General features: G+C 70.5%; 23 protein-coding genes. 10 read left to right on the forward strand and 13 right to left on the reverse strand.

Annotated features, from left to right (window positions below):
- Window positions 1–8: 8 nt before the first annotated feature.
- On the reverse strand, window positions 9–1,649 hold the full coding sequence (locus SD460_RS05580) for a TM0106 family RecB-like putative nuclease (RefSeq protein ID WP_290051403.1): 1,641 nt from the start codon (window positions 1,647–1,649) through the stop codon (window positions 9–11).
- Between the two features lie 91 nt (window positions 1,650–1,740).
- On the opposite strand from SD460_RS05580, the gene SD460_RS05585 reads away from it, so the two are divergent.
- Entirely contained in the window at window positions 1,741–2,202 is a 462-nt protein-coding gene (locus SD460_RS05585) for a DUF6474 family protein (RefSeq protein ID WP_290051401.1), read from the forward strand.
- Between the two features lie 73 nt (window positions 2,203–2,275).
- Here the strand turns inward: SD460_RS05585 and SD460_RS05590 are convergent, their stop codons facing one another.
- The 4 genes from SD460_RS05590 to SD460_RS05605 are packed head-to-tail and all read right to left on the reverse strand — an operon-like array spanning window position 2,276 to window position 5,823.
- Window positions 2,276–3,244: a glycine betaine ABC transporter substrate-binding protein gene (locus tag SD460_RS05590; RefSeq protein WP_290051398.1), complete on the reverse strand. Its 969-nt coding sequence runs from the start codon at window positions 3,242–3,244 to the stop codon at window positions 2,276–2,278.
- Window positions 3,241–4,020 (reverse strand): ABC transporter permease, encoded by a 780-nt coding sequence (locus SD460_RS05595; RefSeq protein WP_290051396.1) that lies wholly within the window; start codon window positions 4,018–4,020, stop codon window positions 3,241–3,243. The genes SD460_RS05590 and SD460_RS05595 overlap by 4 nt, the downstream gene beginning before the upstream one ends.
- Complete coding sequence (locus SD460_RS05600; protein ID WP_290051394.1) at window positions 4,017–5,183, reverse strand: ATP-binding cassette domain-containing protein; 1,167 nt, start codon at window positions 5,181–5,183, stop codon at window positions 4,017–4,019. Before SD460_RS05600 ends, SD460_RS05595 begins: the two co-directional genes overlap by 4 nt.
- Window positions 5,176–5,823, reverse strand: coding sequence for an ABC transporter permease (locus SD460_RS05605; protein ID WP_290051392.1), 648 nt, complete (start codon window positions 5,821–5,823; stop codon window positions 5,176–5,178). Before SD460_RS05605 ends, SD460_RS05600 begins: the two co-directional genes overlap by 8 nt.
- A gap of 304 nt (window positions 5,824–6,127) precedes the next feature.
- Here SD460_RS05605 and SD460_RS05610 point away from each other — a divergent pair, with 304 nt between their 5' ends.
- The 4 genes from SD460_RS05610 (at window position 6,128) to SD460_RS05625 (ending at window position 9,039) form a co-directional block, all read left to right on the forward strand.
- Complete coding sequence (locus tag SD460_RS05610) at window positions 6,128–6,622, forward strand: hypothetical protein (protein ID WP_290051535.1); 495 nt, start codon at window positions 6,128–6,130, stop codon at window positions 6,620–6,622.
- Between the two features lie 72 nt (window positions 6,623–6,694).
- The gene (locus tag SD460_RS05615; RefSeq protein WP_290051389.1) at window positions 6,695–7,459 is read left to right on the forward strand and encodes a YcnI family copper-binding membrane protein; all 765 of its coding nucleotides are present in this window, start codon (window positions 6,695–6,697) and stop codon (window positions 7,457–7,459) included.
- On the forward strand, window positions 7,460–8,011 hold the full coding sequence (locus SD460_RS05620) for a copper resistance CopC family protein (RefSeq protein WP_290051387.1): 552 nt from the start codon (window positions 7,460–7,462) through the stop codon (window positions 8,009–8,011).
- Window positions 8,011–9,039 carry a CopD family protein gene (locus tag SD460_RS05625; RefSeq protein WP_318305969.1) on the forward strand — a complete coding sequence of 343 codons (1,029 nt, stop codon included), beginning with the start codon at window positions 8,011–8,013 and terminating at the stop codon, window positions 9,037–9,039. Before SD460_RS05620 ends, SD460_RS05625 begins: the two co-directional genes overlap by 1 nt.
- 211 nt (window positions 9,040–9,250) lie before the next feature.
- On the opposite strand, the gene SD460_RS05630 is transcribed toward SD460_RS05625, so the two are convergent.
- Window positions 9,251–10,138 carry a phosphotransferase family protein gene (locus tag SD460_RS05630; RefSeq protein WP_290051381.1) on the reverse strand — a complete coding sequence of 296 codons (888 nt, stop codon included), beginning with the start codon at window positions 10,136–10,138 and terminating at the stop codon, window positions 9,251–9,253.
- Window positions 10,139–10,169: 31 nt separating this feature from the next.
- Window positions 10,170–11,555 (reverse strand): NsdA family TPR-like regulatory protein, encoded by a 1,386-nt coding sequence (locus SD460_RS05635; RefSeq protein ID WP_318305970.1) that lies wholly within the window; start codon window positions 11,553–11,555, stop codon window positions 10,170–10,172.
- Between the two features lie 319 nt (window positions 11,556–11,874).
- Here SD460_RS05635 and SD460_RS05640 point away from each other — a divergent pair, with 319 nt between their 5' ends.
- A complete protein-coding gene (locus SD460_RS05640; RefSeq protein WP_086860447.1) occupies window positions 11,875–12,219 on the forward strand; it encodes a hypothetical protein in 345 nt (114 codons plus the stop codon).
- A 12-nt stretch (window positions 12,220–12,231) separates the two neighbouring features.
- Complete coding sequence (locus tag SD460_RS05645; RefSeq protein ID WP_290057889.1) at window positions 12,232–12,642, forward strand: hypothetical protein; 411 nt, start codon at window positions 12,232–12,234, stop codon at window positions 12,640–12,642.
- A gap of 386 nt (window positions 12,643–13,028) precedes the next feature.
- On the opposite strand, the gene SD460_RS05650 is transcribed toward SD460_RS05645, so the two are convergent.
- Both SD460_RS05650 and SD460_RS05655 read right to left on the reverse strand, forming a co-directional pair.
- Window positions 13,029–14,288: an MFS transporter gene (locus SD460_RS05650; RefSeq protein WP_290057890.1), complete on the reverse strand. Its 1,260-nt coding sequence runs from the start codon at window positions 14,286–14,288 to the stop codon at window positions 13,029–13,031.
- Window positions 14,281–15,597: a GH1 family beta-glucosidase gene (locus SD460_RS05655; protein ID WP_290057891.1), complete on the reverse strand. Its 1,317-nt coding sequence runs from the start codon at window positions 15,595–15,597 to the stop codon at window positions 14,281–14,283. The genes SD460_RS05650 and SD460_RS05655 overlap by 8 nt, the downstream gene beginning before the upstream one ends.
- Before the next feature lie 130 nt (window positions 15,598–15,727).
- Here SD460_RS05655 and SD460_RS05660 point away from each other — a divergent pair, with 130 nt between their 5' ends.
- Window positions 15,728–16,375, forward strand: coding sequence for a TetR/AcrR family transcriptional regulator (locus SD460_RS05660; protein WP_290057892.1), 648 nt, complete (start codon window positions 15,728–15,730; stop codon window positions 16,373–16,375).
- A 132-nt stretch (window positions 16,376–16,507) separates the two neighbouring features.
- On the forward strand, window positions 16,508–16,660 hold the full coding sequence (locus SD460_RS05665) for a hypothetical protein (RefSeq protein WP_290057893.1): 153 nt from the start codon (window positions 16,508–16,510) through the stop codon (window positions 16,658–16,660).
- A gap of 181 nt (window positions 16,661–16,841) precedes the next feature.
- Here SD460_RS05665 and SD460_RS05670 read toward each other — a convergent pair whose 3' ends face one another.
- Window positions 16,842–18,026 (reverse strand): amino acid deaminase/aldolase, encoded by a 1,185-nt coding sequence (locus SD460_RS05670; protein ID WP_290057894.1) that lies wholly within the window; start codon window positions 18,024–18,026, stop codon window positions 16,842–16,844.
- An 85-nt stretch (window positions 18,027–18,111) separates the two neighbouring features.
- Here SD460_RS05670 and SD460_RS05675 point away from each other — a divergent pair, with 85 nt between their 5' ends.
- On the forward strand, window positions 18,112–19,407 hold the full coding sequence (locus SD460_RS05675) for a D-arabinono-1,4-lactone oxidase (RefSeq protein WP_290057895.1): 1,296 nt from the start codon (window positions 18,112–18,114) through the stop codon (window positions 19,405–19,407).
- Here SD460_RS05675 and SD460_RS05680 read toward each other — a convergent pair.
- From SD460_RS05680 to SD460_RS05690, 3 genes are read right to left on the reverse strand one after another with little or no spacing between them, the layout of a single operon-like run.
- Window positions 19,404–20,354 carry a ribose-phosphate diphosphokinase gene (locus SD460_RS05680; protein ID WP_290057896.1) on the reverse strand — a complete coding sequence of 317 codons (951 nt, stop codon included), beginning with the start codon at window positions 20,352–20,354 and terminating at the stop codon, window positions 19,404–19,406. The genes SD460_RS05675 and SD460_RS05680 overlap by 4 nt on opposite strands.
- Window positions 20,351–21,001, reverse strand: a complete 651-nt coding sequence (locus tag SD460_RS05685) for an NAD(P)H-binding protein (RefSeq protein ID WP_290057897.1) — start codon at window positions 20,999–21,001, stop codon at window positions 20,351–20,353. Before SD460_RS05685 ends, SD460_RS05680 begins: the two co-directional genes overlap by 4 nt.
- Before the next feature lie 10 nt (window positions 21,002–21,011).
- Window positions 21,012–21,662 (reverse strand): hypothetical protein, encoded by a 651-nt coding sequence (locus SD460_RS05690; RefSeq protein ID WP_290057898.1) that lies wholly within the window; start codon window positions 21,660–21,662, stop codon window positions 21,012–21,014.
- Window positions 21,663–22,074 lie beyond the last annotated feature (412 nt).

Genomic DNA, 22,074 nt, shown 5'->3' on the forward strand with positions numbered 1-22,074 from the left:
TGAACCACTCAGAGGTCGAACATGTACGGGACCTCGACCTGCGCCCGCGCGCTGATCCACTCGCGCAGCGCCCGCGTCGCGAGGACGTCGTCTTCGTTGTAGCGCAGGAGCCGCTCGCGCTGCTCGTCGTCCGGCTGCTCGCCGTCCATGCCCACGGCGTCGCGGTACCAGCGCATGGACGCCTCGCCGCCCGCCTCGGGATCGCGCCACGAGAACCCGGCGACCGGCGCGATCACCTTCAGGCCCTTGCCGTGGGAGCACAGGAACTGGTCGGTGACGCTGCGGAAGAGGTCGACCCACTCCTCGGAGTCCACAAAGGACTGGACGTCCTTCTTCGCCGGGATCCCCGGGTACTCGCCGAAGCGCTCGACGGAGCCGAAGAGCCAGCGGTTCTCGGCGAGCGCGTTGTAGCAGTAGGCGCGGAAGGTCAGCCCGGCCGCTTCGGTGCGCTCGCGGACGTCGGTGAGCCAGGCCCAGAACTCGGCGAACGACCGGGCTTCGTCGTCGGTCGGCAGCGGGTCCCACGTCGCGAACGCGCGATACCCCTGCGGCACGCCGATGTCGGCACCGGTCAGCAGGCAGCCCCACAGGTACGCGCCGGCGTCGCCGAAGCTCTCCATGTCGACGTCGACCTCGACGTCCCCGCGCGGCACCTCCACCGCCTCGACGCGGCGCACCAGCGTCAGGTCGGCCAGCCAGGCGCGGGCGAGCACGACCGCGTCCGGGAAGGTGAGGCCCGTCCAGTTCACCGCCGGCGGCTCGCCGGCCGGGTCGAGCGCGGCCAGCTTGTCCACAGTGGACACGCCGGCGCGGCGCAGCTCCACGGCGTCCTCGCCGCGGACGACGAGGCTGACGTCCCGGCTCTCGGTGAGCACCACCTCGCACGTCGGCCACCACGGGCAGCGGCGGCACTCCAGCACGCGCGACGGCTCGGCCAGCGGCTCTTCGCCGTTCGCGGCCGCGCTGGCGATGGCGAGCCGGTCGGCGAACCGGACCTGGTACTCGGTCAGCGCGCTGCGGCCGCCGGGCCAGGTGCCCGCGGTGAGGTCGTGCCAGACGACGACGTCGGCGTCGAGGCCGATCACGCCGCCGGTGGTGAGGGCCTCGTCGGCCTGCCCGAGCGTCTGCAGCATGCGGCGGACGTGCACCAGCCGGAGCTGGTCACGCGGCTGCGAGCGGACCTTGCGGGTGTCGTCGGCCGCGCGGTGCGCGGGATCGAGGTCGGTCGGCCCGGTGACGATCGCGCCGGCACCGCGGTCGGTGATGCGGTGGCGCACGACGAGCACCGGGACGTAGCCGCGGCCGGTGCGCACGAGCAGGTCGACGCCGCCGCGCCGGTGCCCGGCCGGGTCGACCGGCAGCAGCGCGCCCCAGATGTAGGAGGCTTCGGCGGCGAAGGCCTGCTCGGTGCGTTCGACGCGCTCGTGCGCGGGCAGGTCGCGGTCGATCTTCACCCAGTGGCCGGGGTTCGCGGCCATCAGCCTGCTGACGATGTCCTCGCGGTGCGCGGTGGCGTCGTCGATCCGCTGCTGCGCCGTCGGATCCGGCGGGGAAAGCGGTACCCCGCGCATCGACGGGTCGTGCTCGAGGTGCACACGCCGGCGGCAGCGGCTGACCGCGCCCGCGTCGAGTACCACCTCACCGTGCATGGAGATCACTCTAGTTTCCCACCGCCGAGCCGACATGCCCGCCACCCTGGCTACCAGTAAGTTCGACCTCGACACGTCGCAGGGAGGTGCCATGGCGCGCAAGGCCAAGGTCGAGGGTGAAGCCAGGTTCACCCCCAAGAAGGCGAAGAACGCGGTCGCGGTGGCGAAGGTGCTCGGCCCGGTCGTGATCCCGGTGGTCGCGCCGTTCGCGGTGCGCGCGGCGGGCTCCGCCCGGGAGCTGTACGACCGCTACCAGGCACGCAAGCTCGGCGTCTCGGTCGACAAGCTGGGCGAGTACACCGGCCGCGGCGCGGCCCTGCACGCCCGCATCGCCGGCATCGCCGACGGCTGCCGTGATCTGCAGAAGTCCGAGAAGGCTTCGAACGCGGACCAGGAGTTCGCGAAAGACGCGCTCAGCACGCTCGAGCAGCTGTCGGCCTCGGTCCGCGCCGCGGAGCGGATGCCGGCGGCGCGGCGCAAGTCCGTGCACCGCGCGGTGGCCGGCGAACTGGAGCGGCTGGAAGGCCAGCTGCTGCACCGCCTCGGGCTCTGACGCCACCGGCCGGCACCGCGAAACTGTCGGTGCCGGCCGGTAGCGTGGAAAACGGGGGGCGCCCCCGCGCGGGCTACTTGATGAAGCCCTTTTTGACCATCCAGTCGTGGGCGACCTTGCCCGCGTCCTGCCCGTCGACGTCGACCTGCTTGCACAGCTCGACCATCTGCTCGTTGTCGAGGGCCGCGCCGACCTTCTCCAGCGGACCGCGCACGTCCGGGTGCTGCTTCAACCACTCCGTGCGCAGCGTCGGAACGGCGTTGTACTGCGGGAACGCCTTCTTGTCGTCCTCGAGTACCCGCAGGTTCAGCCCGGAGATCCGGCCGTCGGTGGTGAACACCTCGCCGACCGGGCAGGTGCCGCCCGCGACCGCCGAGTAGATCGTGCCGATGCCGAAGTTCTCGATCTTCGGGCTCTGGAAGCCGTACGCCTTCACCGCGGCCGGGAAGCCGTCCTGCCGGCTGGTGAACTCGGTCTCCAGGCAGAACCGGTTCTGGTCCGGGTTCTGCTTGAGGAACGCCGCCAGGTCGGAGGTCGTCTTCAGGTTGTTCTTCGCGCCGTACGCCTCGGTGACGGCGAACGCGTACTGGTCGTTCAGCGGTGAGTAGTTCAGCCACGTGACGCCGAACTTCTCTTCGTCCGCCTTTGCCGTCGCCTCGTACTGGGCCTTCTCGCCGCCGGGCACCGGGAGCTCGTTGCCCTGGTAGTTGATCCAGCCGGTGCCGGTGTACTCCCACGTGACGTCGGTCTGCCCGTTCAGCAGCGCCTGCCGCGAGGAGTTGGACCCCTTGATGTCCGACAGGTCGACGACGTCCGCGCCGGCCGCGGACAACGCCATCTCCGACATGTAGGCCAGGATGATGTTTTCGGTGAAGTCCTTCGATCCCACCGTCACCTTCAGGCCCTGCAACGAGGGGATCGGCTGGATCGAGCCCGGCTGGATGTCGTAGGGCACCGCCTGGTTGACCGTCAGGCCGCACGCCGAGAGCGTGGCGCCCAGCGCCGCCACGCCGAGGGCGGCGGTCAGTCGCCGGAGTTTCATCGCAGCCCCTTCGGTCCGAAGTACTGTTCGGCGACCGCGCCCAGCCAGTCCACCAGCAGTGCCAGCGCGACGGCCAGCACCGAGCCGGTGACCAGCACCGGCGTGAGGTTCAGCTTGTAGCCGGTGTCGATGAGCAGGCCGAACCCGCCGGCGTTGACGAACATGCCGAACGTCGCCGTGCCGACCGCCAGGACGAGCGACGTGCGCAGGCCGGCCAGGATCAGCGGGACGGCGAGCGGCAGTTCGACCCGCCACAGCACCGCGGACGCCGACATCCCGATGCCGCGGCCGGCGTCGATCAGCGCCGGGTCGACCTGCTGGATGCCGACCATGGTGTTCCGGAGCACCGGCAGCAGCGAGTAGAAGGCCAGCGGCAGCGCCGCCACCCACAGCCCGCCGACCGAGCCGGTGACGATGAACCACAGCACCAGCACGCCGAGCGCGGGCGCGGCCTGGCCGATGTTGGCGATCGCCAGGAAGACGGGCGCCAGGAAGCGCGCCCACGGCCGGGTCACGATCACGCCGAGCGGCACGGCGACCAGCACGACGATCGCCGTCACCACGAGCGTCATCAGCACGTGGTCGCCCAACGCCGTGAGCAGCGAGGACGCGTTGAGCGTCTCCTTCTCCGTGGCGGTCAGCCCGCTGGAGAACACCGAGATCAACGTGACGGCGACGATCACCAGGACCACGACGGGCTGGGCGAGCAGCCGGACGCGTTCCGCGCGTTTCGAGCCGGACTCGGTGCTGAAGCCCGTGTCGACGGCAGCCGTCATGCGGACACCTCTTCACCGTTCGTGTGCTCGTCCCGCAGCTGCTGGATCGTCGAGATCACGGTGTCCAGCTGGATGGTGCCCGCGTACTCGCCGCGTGCGCCGGTCACCGGCACCGAGCCGCCTTCGGCGAGCATCGCCTCGAGCGCGTCCTGCAGCGTCGACTGCAGGCTGACGATGTCGCGCAGCGGCTTGCCGGCGTTGGCCAGCGAGGCACCCGGCGTCAGGTCGCGGACGTGCACCCAGCGCGTCGGGCGGCGGCGCGCGTCCAGCACCAGCGCGAAGTGCTTGCGCTGGTCTTCGAGCTTCTTGCGGAGCTCGCCCGGGTCGTCGGTCACCGTCGCGGTCAGCGCGTCCTGCGCCAGCTCGACGTCCCGGACCCGCAGCAGCGTCAGCTGCTTCAGCGACGCGCCCGCGCCGACGAAGCCGGCGACTGTGTCGTTGGCCGGGTTGGCCAGGATCGCCTCGGGGGTGTCGTACTGCATGATCGACGACTGGTTGCCGAGCACCGCGATCTTGTCGCCGAGCTTCACGGCCTCGTCGAAGTCGTGCGTGACGAACACGATCGTCTTCTTCAGCTCGTCCTGCAGCCGCAGCAGCTCGTCCTGCAGGTTGCCGCGGGTGATCGGGTCGACCGCGCCGAACGGCTCGTCCATCAGCAGCACCGGCGGGTCCGCGGCGAGCGCCCGTGCGACGCCGACGCGCTGCTGCTGCCCGCCGGAGAGCTGGCGCGGGAAGCGGTCGCGGAAGTCGGCCGGGTCGAGCCCGACCAGGTCCATCATCTCCTCGACCCGGTCGTTGACCTTCTTCTTGTCCCAGCCGAGCAGGCCGGGCACCACGCCGATGTTCTGCGCGACGGTGAAGTGCGGGAACAGGCCGGCCTGCTGGATCGCGTAGCCGATCCGGCGGCGAAGGGTGTCCACGTCGAGCTTCAGCGCGTCGTCGCCACCGATGGTGATCTTGCCCGAGGTGGGCTGGACCAGGCGGTTGATCATCCGCATGGTCGTGGTCTTGCCGCACCCGGACGGGCCGACGAAGACCACGATCTTGCCGGCGGGCACGACCATGGAGAAGTCGTCGACCGCCGCTTCGCGGGTGCCGGGGTACCGCTTCGTCACGTGCTCCAGCTCGATCTCGACGCCGGAGACTTCCTCGTTCTCAGCCACGGACACCCCTAGAAATGGTGAAGCGCTTGATCAGGACGTAGACGCCGTCGAGCAGCAGCGCGAGGATGACCACCCCGACCGTGCCGGTGACGGCTTGGTTCAGGGAGTTGGTGCTCCCCGCGTTCGTGAGCCCGGAGAAGACCTCGGCGCCGAAGCCGGGACCCTTCGCGTAGGCGGCGATCACCGCGATGCCCATCAGCATCTGGGTGGCCACCCGCATGCCGGTGAGGATCGCCGGCCACGCCAGCCGCAGCTCGACCCGGGTGAGCACGCCGAAGCGGCTCATGCCGATGCCGCGCGCGGCATCGGTGATCGCCGGGTCGACACCGTCGAGCCCGACGATGGTGTTCCGGACGATCGGCAGGAGGCCGTAGAGCACCAGTGCGATCACGGCCGTCGTCGGGCCGAGCCCCGAAAGGGGGATCAGCAGGCCCAGGAGGGCGAACGACGGGACCGTCAAGATCGTGCTGGCCAGCGCCGTGGCCACCGCCGAGCCGATCGGGCTGCGGTAGACCGCGACTCCGATCAGCACGCCGAGTACCGCGGCGAGGATCGTGCACTGCACGACCATGCTGGTGTGCAGGTAGGCCTCCAGCCAGAGCTTGCTCGCCCGATCGGAGATGTAGTCGAAGAGGTTCATCCGTGTCCGCTCTCCCGCCCTTCGCGCCGGCCTTCACCCGAACGGGCTAGTTGCTGACCGACGGCTCAGTACCCAGCGCACAGCCGGTCCAAACCCCAGTCATCGGCTACCGGTTCCGCCCACCGTGGCCCAAGCCGCCCGGATCGGCAAGAAATGATCTGAACCACGGCGTGGCGAGGGACGTGAACTCGGTGTGTGCTCACTTCACGGGATCACACGCTCACCCCGAGGCAGGTCCCTTAGGCTGCTGCTCATGAGCGTTCCGGCACGGCGACCCGCTGTGCTCGGCGCTACCCGTGGCGTGTTGCTCGCCGTGAGCGCGGCGGTGCTGTCCGTCACCGCGCACCGCCTCGCCGACGGCGGCCTGCCCGACCCGGCGATGACCCTGCTGCTCACCGGCCTGTTCGGCTGGACCGCCACCGCGCTCGCCCGCAAGGCCCGCGGCGCGGTCGCCACGATCGCCCTGCTCGGCGCCGCCCAGCTGGTGATGCACCTGCTGCTCACCACGCTCGCCGGGCACCACGACATGTACTCGATGCCGGACAGCACGGGCACCGGCATGATCGCGGCGCACGCGATCGCGACCCTGCTCACCGCGCTCCTGCTCGCCCGCGCGGACGCGACGCTGCTCACGGTGCTGGCCGTGCTGCGCGCGATCCTGCCGCGGCTGCTCACCCCGCTGCCGGTGCCGGCCGCGGCTCCCGCACTCGTCCCCGCCCGCACGGGCGGCCCGGACCACCTCGTCGGCGTCGACCTGCGCCGGATCCACGGGCGGCGCGGGCCGCCCAGCCACTCCTGAACCCAGCTCATTCCCCGACACAGCGGACCCCCGAGTCCGCTGCCCCTTACTGAGTTCATCAGGAGTGAACCCATGTCCCAGCACGTCTTCAAGCGCGCCGGTTTCCTCGCCGCCACCGTCGGTGTCGCCGGTTTCCTCGGTGCCGGCGTCGCTTCCGCGCACGTCACGGCCAACGTCTACGGGCCGCAGCCCACGAAGGGCGGTTACGCGGCGATCGTGTTCCGCGTGCCGAGCGAAGAGAAGGACCCGGTCACCACCACGAAGGTCGTCGTCGACTTCAAGGCGGACTACGGCATCGGCTCGGTGCGGACGAAGCCGCTGCCCGGCTGGACCGCCGCCGTCACCAAGTCGAAGCTGCCGGCGCCGATCACCAAGGACAACGGCACGCAGATCACCGAAGCCGTCACCGCGGTGACGTGGACCGCGCAGCCGGGCAACGAGCTGAAGGCCGCGGACTACCAGGAATTCTCCGTCAGCTTCGGCCCGCTGCCGAGCAACGTGGACCAGGTCGAGTTCCCGGCCCACCAGTCCTACAGCGACGGCAAGGTCGTCGACTGGAACCAGCCGACCCCGGCGGGCGGCGAGGAGCCGGAGCACCCGGCCCCGGTCGTGAAGCTGGCCGCGAAGGCGGCCGAGGGCGACGACCACGCCGCGATGGGCGCGAACACCGCGGCCACCACCGGGGAGCAGACTGAAGCCGCGGCGGCGACGTCGGACAGCACGGCCCGCTGGCTCGGCGGCGCCGGCCTGCTCGTCGGTGCCGTCGGCCTCGGCGTCGGGGCCGGCGCGACCATCCGGGCCCGCAAGGCCACGGCCAAGTCGGGAGGCAACAGCTAAATGCGGAGGGCGCTCGTCGCGCTGGCGTTGACGGTGGTGGCCGTGCTCGGCACGGCCACCCCGGCGCTGGCGCACAACGTGCTGATCTCCTCGGACCCGGCGAACGGCTCGTCCGTCGCCACCGGCCCGCAGAAGATCAGCCTGACGTTCGACCAGTACGTGCAGGGCGCGGACGTCAACCAGATCGCGGTGACCGGACCCGGCGGCGGCCAGTGGGCCGAGGGACCGATCAGCGTGGTGAACAACGTCATCAGCGCGCCGCTGCGGCCGCTCGGCCCGGCGGGGAAGTACACCGTCGGCTACCGGGTGCTGTCCGCCGACGGCCACCCGGTGACCGGTGAGCTCACCTTCACCCTGACCGCGGCGGGCACCGGCACGCCGGCGACCGTCGACGCGGCCCGCTCGCCGGGCAGCGCGTCTTCGGCGTCGCCGCAGCAGTCGTCGTCGACCGGGGTGCCGATCTGGGTCTGGATCGCCGGCGCTGTCGTGCTGCTGGCCATCGGGCTGACCGTCGCGCTGCGCTCGGGCGGCAAGATCGAAGAGAAGAACTGATGACGCAGGCCGAGACCACCACGAACGTCCGCTATTCGACGCTGCTCTGCGTCGTGACGGCGGGGCTGCTCGGCGCCCTCATCGGCGTCGCGCTCACCGCGACCGCGCCGGTCCCCGGTGTGGTGCAGCCCGACGCGGTGGTCTCGGCCGGCATCCCGGTCGTGCGGGTGCTGCTCGACCTGGCCGCGGTCACGACCATCGGCCTCGCGCTGCTGTCCGTGCTCGTCGGCTACGACCGGCCGAAGCTCACCGAGCCGATCATGCGGCTGGCCCGCCCGGCCGGCGTCGCGGCCGCGCTCGTCTGGGCGACGACCGCGGTCGTCGCGCTGATCCTGCAGACCGCGGAGTACAAGCCGGGCTCGTCGACGCTCTCGCCGTCGGACATCGGGCAGTACATCGCCGACGTCGGTGCCGGGAAGGCGCTCGTCATCGTCGCCGTGCTCGCGCTCGCCCACGCCGGGATCGGGGCGCTGGCGCTGCGGTTCGGCGAGAAGGTGCCCGCGGAGGTGCGCGTCGGGCTCGGCCTGTTCGCGCTGCTGCCGCTGCCGGTCACCGGGCACGCGTCGAACTGGAACTACCACGACTACACGATGATCTCGATGGAGCTGCACGTCATGAGCGCCGTCGCCTGGACCGGCGGCCTCGGCGCGATGGCCGTGCTCCTGGTGGCGAACCGGACGCTGCTGGCCCACGCGCTGCCGCGGTTCTCGAAGCTGGCGACGCTCTGCCTCGTCCTCTCCGCGGCGACCGGCCTGTTCAACGGCCTGGTCGAGATCTCGCTCAACCCGACCATCGGGTTCTGGGCGGCGATCTTCACGACGCCGTACGGGCAGCTGCTCATCCTGAAGGCGGTGTGCACCGGCGTCATCGCGCTGCTGGGCGCGAACGTCCGCTGGCGGCTGCTGCCGCAGATCGTCCGGCACCAGCGGACCGCGCTCGCCACGTGGGCGACGCTGGAGCTGACCGTGATGGGGCTGGCGTTCGGCTTCGCCGTCGTGCTCACGCGGGCGCCGGTCGTCGCGTCCTGAAAGCCCTTCCCCGCTGGTGAGGCCGGTGCGAAGTCACGGCGAGTAGCTGCAAATTGCGCATTGGGCTGACAGATAGACCATTGGGGGCGACCCGTCGGACCGAACTTTCTACCCTGAGCGGACCGCATTTCCGGTGCGACGAACGGTCATTTGCAGTCGGCGAATGCACGTGCAGATTGTGGCCCCGGTCACATGATGTGACAGAACCCGCTCAGCGGTAACGCGTCCAGCGCACGTCCGTCCGGCCGCTGCGAAGGTCGGCCACCCGGCGGAACAGCTCCGGTCGCACCTGCGGCCGGCTGCGCAGGATCGGCAGCACGCTGGTCGTCAGCTTCAGCTCGCGGATGCCGCGGAGCACCGCGAACCCGGACCACGACGTCACGTCGAAGCCGTACGCCGCGGCGAACGTCCGGTAGTGCACCGGCGGGTCCCCGAACCGCTCGCGGCCGACGGCCAGCGGCGTCAAGTCCCACTCCGGCGGGCCGACGCACGACGAATCGAAGTCGCAGAGCACCGGGCCGTCCGGGCCGGGGATGACGTTGCCGGGGTACGCGTCGCCGTGGACCAGGGCCCTGGGCAGCGGAAACTCCAGCCCGGACAGCCGGTCCTCGAGCTCGGCGCAGCGCTCGAGCAGGAACTCGCGGTCGGCGTCGCTGATCTCTTCGGCGTCGGACACCCGGGCCCGCACCGCGGCGAACGGCGCCCACTCGGCGAGGCCCTCGGGCGCCGGCAGCGCGTGCACCCGGCGCAGCAGCCGGGCCAGGTCCGTCGCCGTGGCCGGGCGGCCGATGCTCGGCACCTGGTGCCACACGGTCACCAGGTGCCCGCCGACCTCCAGCGGCTGCTCGACGTCGCCGAGGAGCCGGATCGCGGGAACGCCGTGGAGTTCGAAGTGCCGGGCGACGCGCACGACGGTCCCGACCCGGTGCCGCAGCCGCGTCGAGCCGACGATCCGGATCACGAGCGGGGCCGTGACCAGCGCGTACACCGCGTTGTTGGTGAATCGCAGCAGCCGCGCGCCCGCCGGGTCCACGCCCAGCAGCGCGCACGTCTCCGCCAGCACGCCGCGCAGTTTCCCGGCTGTGAACCGGCCGGCCAAGACGGCCCCGGTGTTCCCGTTGCCCCCGGCGTTATGCGGCGTAGAAAGCGTGCAGGCGATCGGCGAGGTCACGCGCGTCGGCGTTGTTGCGGCGGCGCTCCGCCTCTTCCTGGAGCGGCCGCATCCGGTCCTTGACCCGCTCGGACTTGATGCCCTCGGCGCAGTCGATGGCCTTGCCACCGACCTTGGCGCCGTGGTCGAGGTCGCCGTCCAGCAGGTGGTTGGTGGCCAGCGCGCTGAGCATGAACGTCTTGGACCGGGCCATCTCGTCGTCGTAGCAGTCGACGGCCCTGGTCAGCGCCGGGATCGCGTACTTCGTGTGCTCGGCGTTCTTCTGCGCGAGCACCGTGTGGACGGTGCCGACCATGGCGTAGACGTCGGTCTCGGTGAAGAACTTCACCCAGGACTCGGCCTCGGCCAGGTTGGCGCGCTCGAACTCGTCCTTGCTCCGGCCGAGCAGCTTCACCGCCTGCTCTTCGTTGCCCATCATCGCGTAGGCCCAGGCCTCGTTCGCGCAGAGCACGGAGACCGCCAGCTCGGAGCCGGATTCCTGGGCGGCGATCTGGCCCAGCTGGAAAAGCTTCAGCGCGTCGTTCGGGGCGTCCTGGTGCAGGTAGACGCGGCCCATGCGGTAGAGGACGTTGGCCACCAGCGGGTGGTTCTCGCCCTGCTTGGCCAGGTCCAGCGCGTTCGCGAAGTGGCCGCGGGCGGAGTCCATCAGGCCGGTGTCGAAGGAGGTCCAGCCGGCCAGCGAGTGGAGGTCGGCGAGGGCCACGTACAGGCGGTTCTTGACGATGTCGGTGCCGTGCGCCTCGAGCATCTGCTGTCCCCAGGACAGCTGCGCCACGACGGCGTCGCGGCAGAACCCGCCGCCGTACTGGTAGTCCAGCGCCCGGAGCGCGCGCGTCGCGGCCTCCACCTGACGCACGTCGGTCATGCCGATCCGGCCGGGCGCCGGCGTGCGCGCCGGTCCCGCCGACCAGGTGCCCGATTCCGGACCGAACACCGCCGCACCCATCGTGACCTGGGCGGCGTGCGCGAGGAACCTCCGTCGCTTCACGGACTCGTCCTCCTCAGCCTGCTGGCCGTCGGCGGAGCCGACGACGCGTATCGCCGTGGCCTCGTCGTAGGCGAGGCCCATGTATCCACGCGGGACACCCAGGCCGTCGGCGATCCTCGTGAGGACGTCGTATGCCATGACCTGGCGACCCTTGAGGATCTCCGACACCTCGGACTGGGACTGTCCGGTCATCGCGGCGATCTGGCGCTGCGAGACACCGTGCTTGCGCAAGAGGCGGTAGACGCCGCTGATCTCGCGCGACGCGAGAGCAGCTCTCATCTCGGGCTGCTCCCACGCGTCAGCGGGAACCGCGTGGCTCTGCCGGGCTTCGGCACTGCCACCGTTACTGGCGTCCATCGCGCCCCCTCCACTGTCCGGTCGGGCGTCTGTGAAACAGCGTAGGCAAACCTGGTGAACCGTGTGAACTGCCGAACTGGCGCCCTGATCGGTCCGGGCGAAGTCCGTTGACCGCTTACCGTGGAACCGAGTCCGGTCACCGCTATGACGCCATTTCGACCTTCTATCGCAGCCGGTTGCACCTCACTGTAGTTGTCAGATCTCCGTCACCGCCCGGACACCGGCAGCGATCACGGAGAGCTACGAAAACCGCAGCGTTGTGACAAAGAGATGTTGCAGAAGGCATCTTCGAAGGACTTTCGACAGAGCGGAGAAGGGCGTGGAGTTCGTGGACTCGTTCGCAGGAGGACATGCCGGCACGGCCACCCGCGCCGTGCGGCCGGCGATCGCGACGGTCTCTCCCGTCTCCGCCGTCCGTCCCGTCACCCCGGCCGCCGCGGTGGACCCCCGCACCGCGAGCGTCCGCCACTACGAGGGCGGTCAGCTCGTGTGGCGGGTGCAGTGCGGCGACCTGATCAGCCGGGAACGCGCGGTGACGGTGTTCGTCGAAGACAACCAGGTGGTACTGGTCTCGCCCCCCGGCGAGACCGCGCGGCTGACGTCCGGCCAGCTCGGCCAGCTGCGCGCCGCGCTCAACGAAGCCGCCAAGATGGCGGAAAGGTGACGGTGAGCTGACATGGATCAGGTACTCGGGCAGGTCCTCCGCAACGCGGTTTGGGAGCGCCTCGACATGCTGACCGACCTGGCTAACCGCGCTGACGCCCAGTCGCTCGTCTCGGTGGCGCGCAGCGAACTGCCCCGCTTGACCGAGGCGTGGCGCGCGATGCTGAAGATGCACGAGCCCGACGAGCGCGGTGACTGCCCGACCTGTTCGACCCGGTGGCACCGCTGCAAGGCGCCGTGCTCGGTCTGGCAGGTCGCACACGAACACCTCGTGGCCGGCGGTCTCGCTCCGCAGCAGTCGACGGCGGACAGCCGCCTGCAGGGCCGCCGCAAGAGCCCGGTCCCGGTCCACCCGGCCCCCACCGCGGCGGAGACCACCGGTCGCCACGCGCTCGTGAACCCGCGCCGAGCGGTCACCGCCTGACCCCCTCTCCGTGAAGTCCACGTGAGGACGCGCAACTTTCATAGGGAAAGTGGCGTCCTCCCCAGATCCGGCGAGCGCGGACGGCCGATCGCCCCATCGGACCCGCGCCGGCGCTCGCCCCGGCCGAGGGCTGTTTCGCCCGCACCCCCGAGCAGTGCGAACCAGCCCTCGGCCAGCAATCCGGTCCCCACCGCGATTAATCGAAAAAATTACGCGTTAGCCCTAGCCGGAGCGGTAATCGCCCGCTAGATTGATCAACAAGCCCCGGTATGGACCACTGGTCCGACCGCGGCGATCCGCTCCCCTCGAGCGGTCCCCGAATTCCGCGGGCCGGTGCCGTTGCACTCCCCTCCCCCGACCGGCACCGGCCCGCGGTTCCACTCCCTTCAGCGAACCGCCTTCACGCGCAGCACGAGCACCGCGGCCAGCAGCGTCGCGACGGCCGAAGCCGCGAACAGGCCCGGGTAGCCGCCCAGGTACGACAGCACCAGCGGCGTCACCAGCGGGGCCACCACCTGCGGCAGCGAGTTCGCGATGTTGATGACACCCAGGTCCTTCGCGCGGTCCTGCGCGGTCGGCAGCACCTGCGTCAGCATCGCCAGCGCGACCGCCATGTACGCGCCGAACCCGACCCCCAGCAGCGGGGACGCGGCGAGCGCGACCGGCCAGCTCTGCCACAGGACGAGCAGCAAAGCGGCGAGTGCCATCACGCCGGAGGCCGCCAGGACGTACGGCTTGCGCCGTCCGGACCTGTCGGAGAAGTGGCCGGCGAGCACCGCGCCGGCCACGAGCGCGACGCCGTACAACCCCATCATGATGAGCAGCCCGGTGTCCGGGTCCGGGTAGTGCACCGCGTCCTTGAGGAAGAACAGCAGGTAGAGCGTCCCGAACGCGTTGCCGAGGTTGATCATGAAGTGGCACGACCACGCCCAGGCGAAGTCCGGGTGCCGCCGCGGCGAGACCCAGAGGTTGCGGAGGACCTCGCCGACGTCGGACGACGGCCGGGATTCGACCGGCAGGCGCGCGTCCGGCGTCCGGAGGACGAAGAACGCGGCCCCCACCAGGACGATCCCCGCGCAGGCCGCGTAGGCCAGCGGCAGCCCGGCGATGCCGAGCATGACGACGACCACGACCGCGCCCAGCACGGTGCCGAGCATCTGCGCGATGCCGACGAGCCCGCCGACCTGCGCCCGCTGGCCGACGGGGACGCGGTCGGCGATGGCGGACATCAGGGTGGCGAGCATGCCGTTCAGCCCGGCCTGCACCAGGCACCAGCCGGTGATCATCAGGGCGACGTCGGGCGCGAACGCCAGCACCAGCAACCCGACGGCGGCGACCGCAGCCCCGATCACCGTCCACGGGTGGCGGCGGCCGAACCGCGAGGTCGTCCGGTCCGAGAGCAGCCCGACCGCCGGGTTGACCACCAGCGCCACGATCGCGCCGACGCCCATCACCAGGCCGAGCACGAACTCCTTGTTCACCTGGTCGAGCAATTCGGCCTGTTGCGGCAGCAGCACCTGGATCGGTGCGTAGATCCCCAGCCACAGCGCGATGTTCGCGAAGAACAGCAGGCTCATCCACCCGGGCCGCACCCGCACGACGGGTTCGGCGAGCGCCTCCGGGACGGCCCGGGTCGTTTCACTCATCGCGCACCAGCTTCCGGTACCAGTGGAACGAGTCCTTCGGCGTCCGCCGCAGGGTCTCGTAATCGACGTGCACCAGGCCGAAGCGCGGCGCGTAGCCCTTGGACCACTCGAAATTGTCCATCAGGGACCAGCAGAAGTACCCGCGGACGTCGACGCCGGCGTCCATCGCCTCGCGCAGCGCGACCAGGTGGCTGTGCAGGAAGTCGATCCGCTCGGGGTCGTGCACCCCGCCGTCTTCGGCCACATCGTCTGCGAAGCTGCACCCGTTTTCGGTGATGTGGATGGGCGGCAGCTTGTCGCGGTAGCGGGCGTGGAAACCGAGCAGCAGCTCGCGCAGGGCGTGCGGCACGATCGGCGACTCGTTCGTCGTCATCGGGTAACCCTCGATCGGGCGAAGCTCGAACGGCAACGGGTTCCCCGGGCCGGGTTTCGCGACCCCCTGCGGCTCGTAGTAGTTGACGCCGTAGAAGTCGAGCGGCTGCGCGATCGTCGTCAGGTCGTCGGCGAACCCCGCGGGCAGGTGCGCGTGGAGCTGCTCGGGATAACTGCCCAGCAGTACGGGATCGGCGAAGAGCCGGTTGATGAGCGCGTCGAGCCACTCGGCGGCGTCGCGGTCGCTCTCGTCGCCGGGCCAGATGGGCGAGTGGTTGTTGGCGGTCCCGACGTTCGTCGCCCCGGCCGCCCGCAAGGCCTGGACGGCGAGGCCGTGCGCGAGATTCTGGTGGTGCGCGGTCGGGATGGCGTCGAGCAGGAGCGTCTGCCCGGGCGCGTACTCGCCGATCCCGTAGCCGTAGATGGACATGACCATGGGCTCGTTGAGCGGAATCCACAGCTTCACCCGATCGGCGAAGCGTTCTCCGAGGATGTGGGCGTACTCGGCGAAGCGCTCAGCGGTACCCCGGGAGAGCCAGCCGCCGTCGTCTTCGATCGCCTGCGGGGTGTCCCAGTGGTAGAGCGTGACGGCGGGCGCGATGCCGGCCTCGCACACGGCGTCGAGGAGCTTGTCGTAGAAGCCGAGCCCTTCGGGATTGGGCGCGCCCCGGCCGTCGGGCTGGATGCGGGGCCAGGCGATGGACATCCGATAAGCGCCGACCCCGAGTTCCGCCATCAGCGCGATGTCTTCGGGGTAGCGGTGGTAGTGGTCGGCGGCTACGTTGGCGGTCTCATCGCGGGCGATCTTGCCCTCGGTCGCGGTGAACGTGTCCCAGATGGACGGTCCGCGCCCACCTTCGCTGGTGGCGCCCTCGATCTGGAACGCCGAGGTCGAAACACCCCAGAGGAAGTCGGGCGGGAAGTTCGGGTTCTGCACCGGCTGCTGACCCCTTCGTCAGGACACCCGTACGGGTGAACATGAAAAGTTCTCATATACTAGGTCGTCACTCGTCCGTGGGGAAGCCCGTCGGCACGATAAAGTCCCAGATCAGACGAGGAGGAGCGCCGTGTCCGACAGCCAGGCCGCGAAGGTGCCGGCGGAAGCCACCCCCTTGCGCCGCCAGCCGGTTCAGCAACGCAGCGCCAAGCGGGTCGAGCAGATGCTCGACGCGAGCGCGGCGTTGATCGACGAACTCGGTTACGACGCGCTCACGACCACCCTGATCGCGAAGCGCGCCGGGGTGGCTGTGGGGTCGCTGTACCAGTTCTTCCCGGACAAGCGCGCGGTGGTGCAAGCGCTTACGGCCCGGAACCTGGAACGCTTCGTCGGCGCGGTGAACGAGCGCCTGAAGCAACTCGGCCCGGAACACTGGTGGGACGTCGTCGACTCGATCCTCGACATCTACCTCGAGATGCACCGGTCCGTTCCCGGCTTCTCGAAGGTCCACTTCGGCGACATCATCGACCGCCAGCTGCTCGACGAAACGCGCGACAACAACGCGGTGATCGTGGATTCGCTGACGGATCTGGTGTCCACCCAGGTGGACCGCCCGGTGGAGGACCTGCGGTTCGCGATCGGCATCGCCAACGAGGTGGCCGACGCGCTGCTGAAGCTGGCGTTCCGGAAGGAGCCGAGCGGGGACGAGAAGATCGTCGCTGAGGCGAAGTACGTGGTGAAGGGGTATCTCGCGGCGCGGTTCGGGGAGCAGTCGTAGTTGTCCACAGAAGTTGTCCACAGGCATGCACAGCTGTGGACAACCTGGTGGTTTCGGGCTGGGTTGTCGGTGGGTGCCGATAGACTGGAAGCGGGGGTTCCCCCAGGGAAGGGCGGGGCGCGCGCGGGGGCCGTGCCCACCGACCCCACCGCGATGCGGGCGGTGCTCGCCGGGCGCGGTGGCTCGGTCGCCGAGATCGAACGCCGGGTGCGGGACGTGCTTGCGCAGCGCGGGATTGGGTGCACCATCGCCGAGGTGCGCGCGGCCGGCGGCGATCCCGCGTAACGGTCGTTCGACATGTGGGACCCGGATTCCGTGCACCAACTGGTCAAGGAGCTGCGCGGCCGGCATCCTCGACGCCAAGCTCATGCCGACGGATCCGCTCGGTTCGCCCGTCCGGGGCTGCGACAAGACGGTGGTCGCGCGGAACGGCCGGTGTTCGGCCGCGTGGACGGAGGACCCCGGGTCAGCCGAAGTTCTGGTGCTCCCCGCGATAAGTCGGGACCGTGCGCTCGACCCGGTCGCCCTGGACCAGGTGGTAGTGCGTGAACCGTTCCGCCAGCTCGCCCGCCTTTGCGTGGCGCAGCCACACGCGGTCGCCCAGCTGCAAGGTTCGTGCGGCGCGGCCCGTTACCGGGGTCTGGACCTCGCCCGCGCCTTCGAAGCCCAGCAGCTTCAGGCCCGTCGGCAGGTACGGCTGCGGGACGCGCGAAGCGCCCGCCGGGCCGGATGCGATGTAGCCGCCCGAAAACAGGGTGGCGATGGAGCGGGTGGGGCGGCGGACCACCGGCAGGGCGAACAGCGCTGCCGGGCGGGGGCTGAAGCGGGAATAGCCGTCGAACAGGGTCGGGCCGATCAGGCCCGAGCCCGCCGCGATCTCCGTGACGACCGCGTCCGCTCCCGTCGACTCGATGCTGCCCGTGCCGCCGCCGTTGACGAACTCCAGGGGGGTCACCGCTTCGACCGCGCGGACCGCTTCGCCGCGGCGGCGGTTCAGCTCGGCCGCCGAGCGGCGTTGCATCCAGCCGATCACCAGGCGGTTCAGGCGGGCGCCCGCCGCGTCGCCGAGGCCGGCGATCTGGCCTTCGTAGGCCATCACGCCCACCAGGCGGAAGCCCGGGCGGGCGAGGATTTGGCGGGCCAGCGTCGAAGCCTGCTTCGGGGTGAACACCGGCGAGCGGCGCGTGCCGACGTGGACGCCCGGCACCGGGCGCCAAGACGCGTCCAGCTCCAGGCAGACGCGGATTTCCGGATGCCCGTGACCGAGGGCCGCGTCGACCAGGTCCAGGTGCTCCGGCGAATCCACCATGATCGCGATCGCGGCGCGCGCGGAATCCGACGCGGCCAGGCGGCGAAGAGCCTCGTGGTCGGCCGTCGGGTAGGCGACGACGATGTCATCGGTCGTGCCCTGCTCGACGTGCCAGACGGCTTCGGCGAGCGAGTAGCACATCAGGCCTTCGAAACCCGGCATCGCGAGCACGCGCTCGAGCAACGCCCGGCAGCGGACCGACTTGCTGACCACGCGGATCGGCTTGCCCGCCGCGCGGCGACGGAGGTCGTCGGCGTTCGCGTCGAAGGCCGCCAAGTCGACGACGGCCAAGGGCGGATCGAGGTCCTTGGTCGCCAAGTCGTACACCGTCGCACTGGTCACGAGGTCTAAAGTACGACACGAAGGCTTGAAACGCGAATACTATTCACTTACTGTTTCGAGCACTCGACCGATGGAGGGCGCGCGGATGACCCGGTGGACCAACTGGGCGGGCACGGCGTCCGCCTCGCCGCGGCACGTTCACCAGCCGCGCAGCGCCGCCGAGATAGCGGCGGCCGTCGGAGACGTCGCCGCGGCCGGCCGGACCGTGCGGCCCTGGGGCAGCGGGCACTCCTTCACCGCGATCGCCGTCGCCGACTCCGACGCCCTCGACCTGCGGTACTGGACCGGCGTCGAACAGGCCGACCTCGACACCGGCCTCGTCACCGTTCGCTCCGGCACCACGATCAAGCAGCTCAACGCCGCCCTCGACGCGCTCGGGCTGGCCATGACCAACCTCGGTGACATCGACGCGCAGACCATCGCCGGCGCGATTTCCACCGGCACCCACGGGACCGGCGCGAAGCTCGGCGGCATCGCCACCCAGATCGCCGCGCTGGAGCTCGTGCTCGCGGACGGCTCGGTCGTCACCTGTTCGGCGGACGAGAAACCCGACCTCTTCGCGGCCGCTCGCGTCGGCCTCGGCGCGCTCGGCGTCATCACCACCGTCACGCTCAAGTGCGAGCCGGCGTTCGTGCTGCGCGCGCAGGAGCGGCCGGAGCCGCTGGAGCAGGTGCTCGAAGGCTTCCACGACTTCGCCGACGAGAACGAGCACTTCGAGTTCTACTGGTTCCCCTACGGCAAGAACGCGCTGGTCAAGCGCAACAACCGATGCGAGACCGCCGAGCCGCTGAGCAAGGTTCGCGAGTTCGTCGACTACCGGATCATGGAAAACGTCGCCTTCGGCGGACTCTGCCGGACCGGACGGCTGATGCCGCGGCTCGTGCGCCCGCTGAACAACTTCGCGTCGAACATGCTCTCCGCGCGCGAGTACAGCGACACCTCCCACCGGGTCTTCGTCACCGCGCGCAACGTCCGCTTCACCGAAACGGAATACGCTGTTCCACGTGAATCAGTGCTGGACGTACTCGCCGAACTACGGGCGGTAGTGCCGAAGCTGAAGGACCCGGTGATGTTCCCGGTCGAGGTGCGCGTCGCCGCGGCCGACGACATCTGGCTGTCGACCGCGCAGGGCCGCGACTCCGCCTACATCGCCATCCACCAGTTCGTCGGCATGCCGTACCGCGAGTACTTCAGCGCGTTCGAGAAGATCGCCGGCGCGGTCGGCGGCCGCCCCCACTGGGGCAAGATGCACGACCTCGACGCCGGCGTCCTCCGCTCGCGCTACCCGCACTTCGACGACTTCCTGCGCGTGCGCAAGGAAACCGATCCGAACGGCGTCTTCACGAACACCTACCTGGACCGGGTGCTCGGCCCGGCCTAGAACAGCGCCGACACCGATTCGCCGTTGTGGATCCGGCGGATCGCCTCGGCCAGGGCCGGCGCGATCGAGAGGATCTTCAGCTTCTCGCTGCGCTCTTCTTCCGGCACCGGGACGGTGTTGGTGCAGACGATCTCCAGCACCTCCGGCCGCCCGCCGATGCGCTCGATGGCCTTCGCCGCGAACAGCCCGTGCGTGCAGGCGACGCGGATCGACCGCGGCTCCAGCTCGGCCAGCTTGTCCAGCAGCTCCAGCACCGTGCTGCCCTTGGCGATCTCGTCGTCGAGCACGATGACGTCCCGGCCGGTGATCTCGCCGATCACCGACGAGATCTGGACGCGGTCGTCCGGGAAGCGCTCCTTCGCGCCGGCCGCGACCTGGACGCCGAGGAGCCGTGCGAAGTGCGACGCCTCTTTCGCGTTCCCCAGATCGGGCGAGACGACGGTGGTGCGCGAAAGGTCGTACTGCCGGAAGTGCTTCGCCAGCTCCTGCAGCGCGTGCAGGTGGTCGACCGGGACGCTGAAGAAGCCGTGCACCTGCGGCGAGTGCAGTGTCATCGCCAGCACGCGGCTCGCGCCCGCGGTCACCAGCAGGTCGGCGACCAGGCGGCCGCCGATCGAGATGCGCGGTGCGTCCTTCTTGTCCGAGCGCGCGTACGAGTAGTGCGGCATCACGGCGGTGATGCGCGACGCCGACGCACCGCGCGCCGCGTCGAGCATCAGCAGCAGCTCGACGAGGTGTTCCTGCACCGGCTTGACCAGCGGCTGGATGATGAAGACGTCCCGCTCGCGGCAGTTCGCCTGCAACTGCACCTCGAGGCAGTCGTTCGCGAACCGCTGGATCTCGACCGGGCGCAGCGGCACGCCGAGGTGCTCGCAGATCTCTTCGGCCAGTTCGGGGTGTGCGCTGCCGCTGAAGACGGCGATTTCCCGGGAAGCCTGGGTGATCACAGCGCGGCGATCGCTTCCCCGATGGCATCCTCGCCGGAGATCAGCGTCAGGGTGCGGTGGATGGACGCGGGCGTGTCGAGCAGGCCCACGAGCACCGCGGCGACGTCGTCACGGGGGATCGGGCCGCGGCCCGTCTGCTCAGCCAGCAGCACCAGGCCGGTGCCCGGGTCGTCGGTGAGCGAGCCCGGCCGGAGGATCGTCCAGTCGAGGTCGCGGGCCTTGAGGTCGTCTTCGGCCGCGCGCTTGGCGCGCAGGTAGTGCCGGAACTCCTCGGTGACGTCGGGGTTCTCCGGGTTGTCGGCGCCGATCGAGCCCACCTGGACGTGCCGCCGGACGCCGGCTCGCTCGGCCGCTTCGGCGAACAGCGCCGCCGCACCACGGTCCACGGTGTCCTTGCGGGCGGTGCCACTGCCCGGGCCCGCACCGGCCGCGAACACCGCGGCGTCGGCGCCCTTCAGCGCCTCGGCGACGGTGTCCACATCGGACTTCTCGAGGTCGAGCACGACGGCTTGGGCACCGGCGGCTTCGAGGTCCGCCGCGTGGGTGGCGTTTCGGATGATGCCGACCGCTTCGTCCCCGCGCGCGGCGAGCAGCCGCTCCAGCCGCAGCGCGATCTGACCGTGTCCACCTGCAATGACGACTCGCATGGAGTCGACACTAGTGCGAAGCGGGCGCCTCCGCGGTCCGGAGCAGGTGGTCGTAGACCAGCTCGTTCACCAGCCGCGAGACCGGGTCCTCGGCCAGCACGACGCGCTCGGTGCGGCCCTCGAGGTCGAGGTCGACGACCGCGTTCGGGTCGGCGGTCACGACGGCGAGGCCGTACGCGCGGGCCCGCGGGAGACAGTTGCCGACGTAGTCCTCGGTGAGGACGGCCGGCGACGGGAGCACCATCGCGGCCTCGCCGTAGCGGGCGAACGGAACCGCGGAGGCCATCGCGGTGCGCCAGTGGCGCGCGACGGCCAGGACGCCGACGATCTCGGCGGCCGGGGCGGGGGCGGTTCCGGCCAGCTCCGGCCAGGTCCAGGTGTCGACGGTGGCGCGGTCGGCCACCGGGCCGGCACCCATCGCGATGCGCTCGGCGTGCACTTCGGTGCGGAGTTTGGCGACCACGCAGACCTTGCGGCCGAGGATCGTGGTCTCGGGCAGGACGATGCCGTTCCAGCCCAGCTGGGCCGCGGCGGCGGTGGCGAGTTCGTCGACGCTCGCCGGGAGCTCGATCGGCGGCACCACGCGGCTCGGCATCGACCGGCTGCGCTTCGCGCCACCGGCGACCGTCGAGCGCTCGGTGTTCTGAGGTGTAGCCGCCACGAGTCCGCCTCCTTCTTACCTGCACCGCTTCGTGACCGGGGAAAACCGGCACCTCACTTGTCTAACAGCGCGGCGGCGCGGCGTCGCCGGGTAAGGCACGTGGCTGCGATCGGCGGCGCTCAGCGGTCGATGACCGGTCGGTAGGCGGTCATCCGACTTCGGTCGAACGGTGCGGCCAACCGAGTGATCGCGAGGTGAGTGGCATTACCGTCCGCCCGCGACCGACTACCCGCGGCCGAACACCCCCACCCGGACCGACTAGCCCGTTCGGCGCAACCCCGGCAAAATCCACAGTGGACGCGGGGCTGTGAGCTGCGGTTGTCCGCCGTCACCCGTCCGGCGGTGAGCTACGCCGCAGCGGTGACGGGCGCCCGCGACTAAAGTTACCGATCAGTCACTTAGTCGTCGCCGT

It is taken from the genome of Amycolatopsis solani (assembly GCF_033441515.1).
Classification (GTDB): domain Bacteria; phylum Actinomycetota; class Actinomycetes; order Mycobacteriales; family Pseudonocardiaceae; genus Amycolatopsis; species Amycolatopsis solani.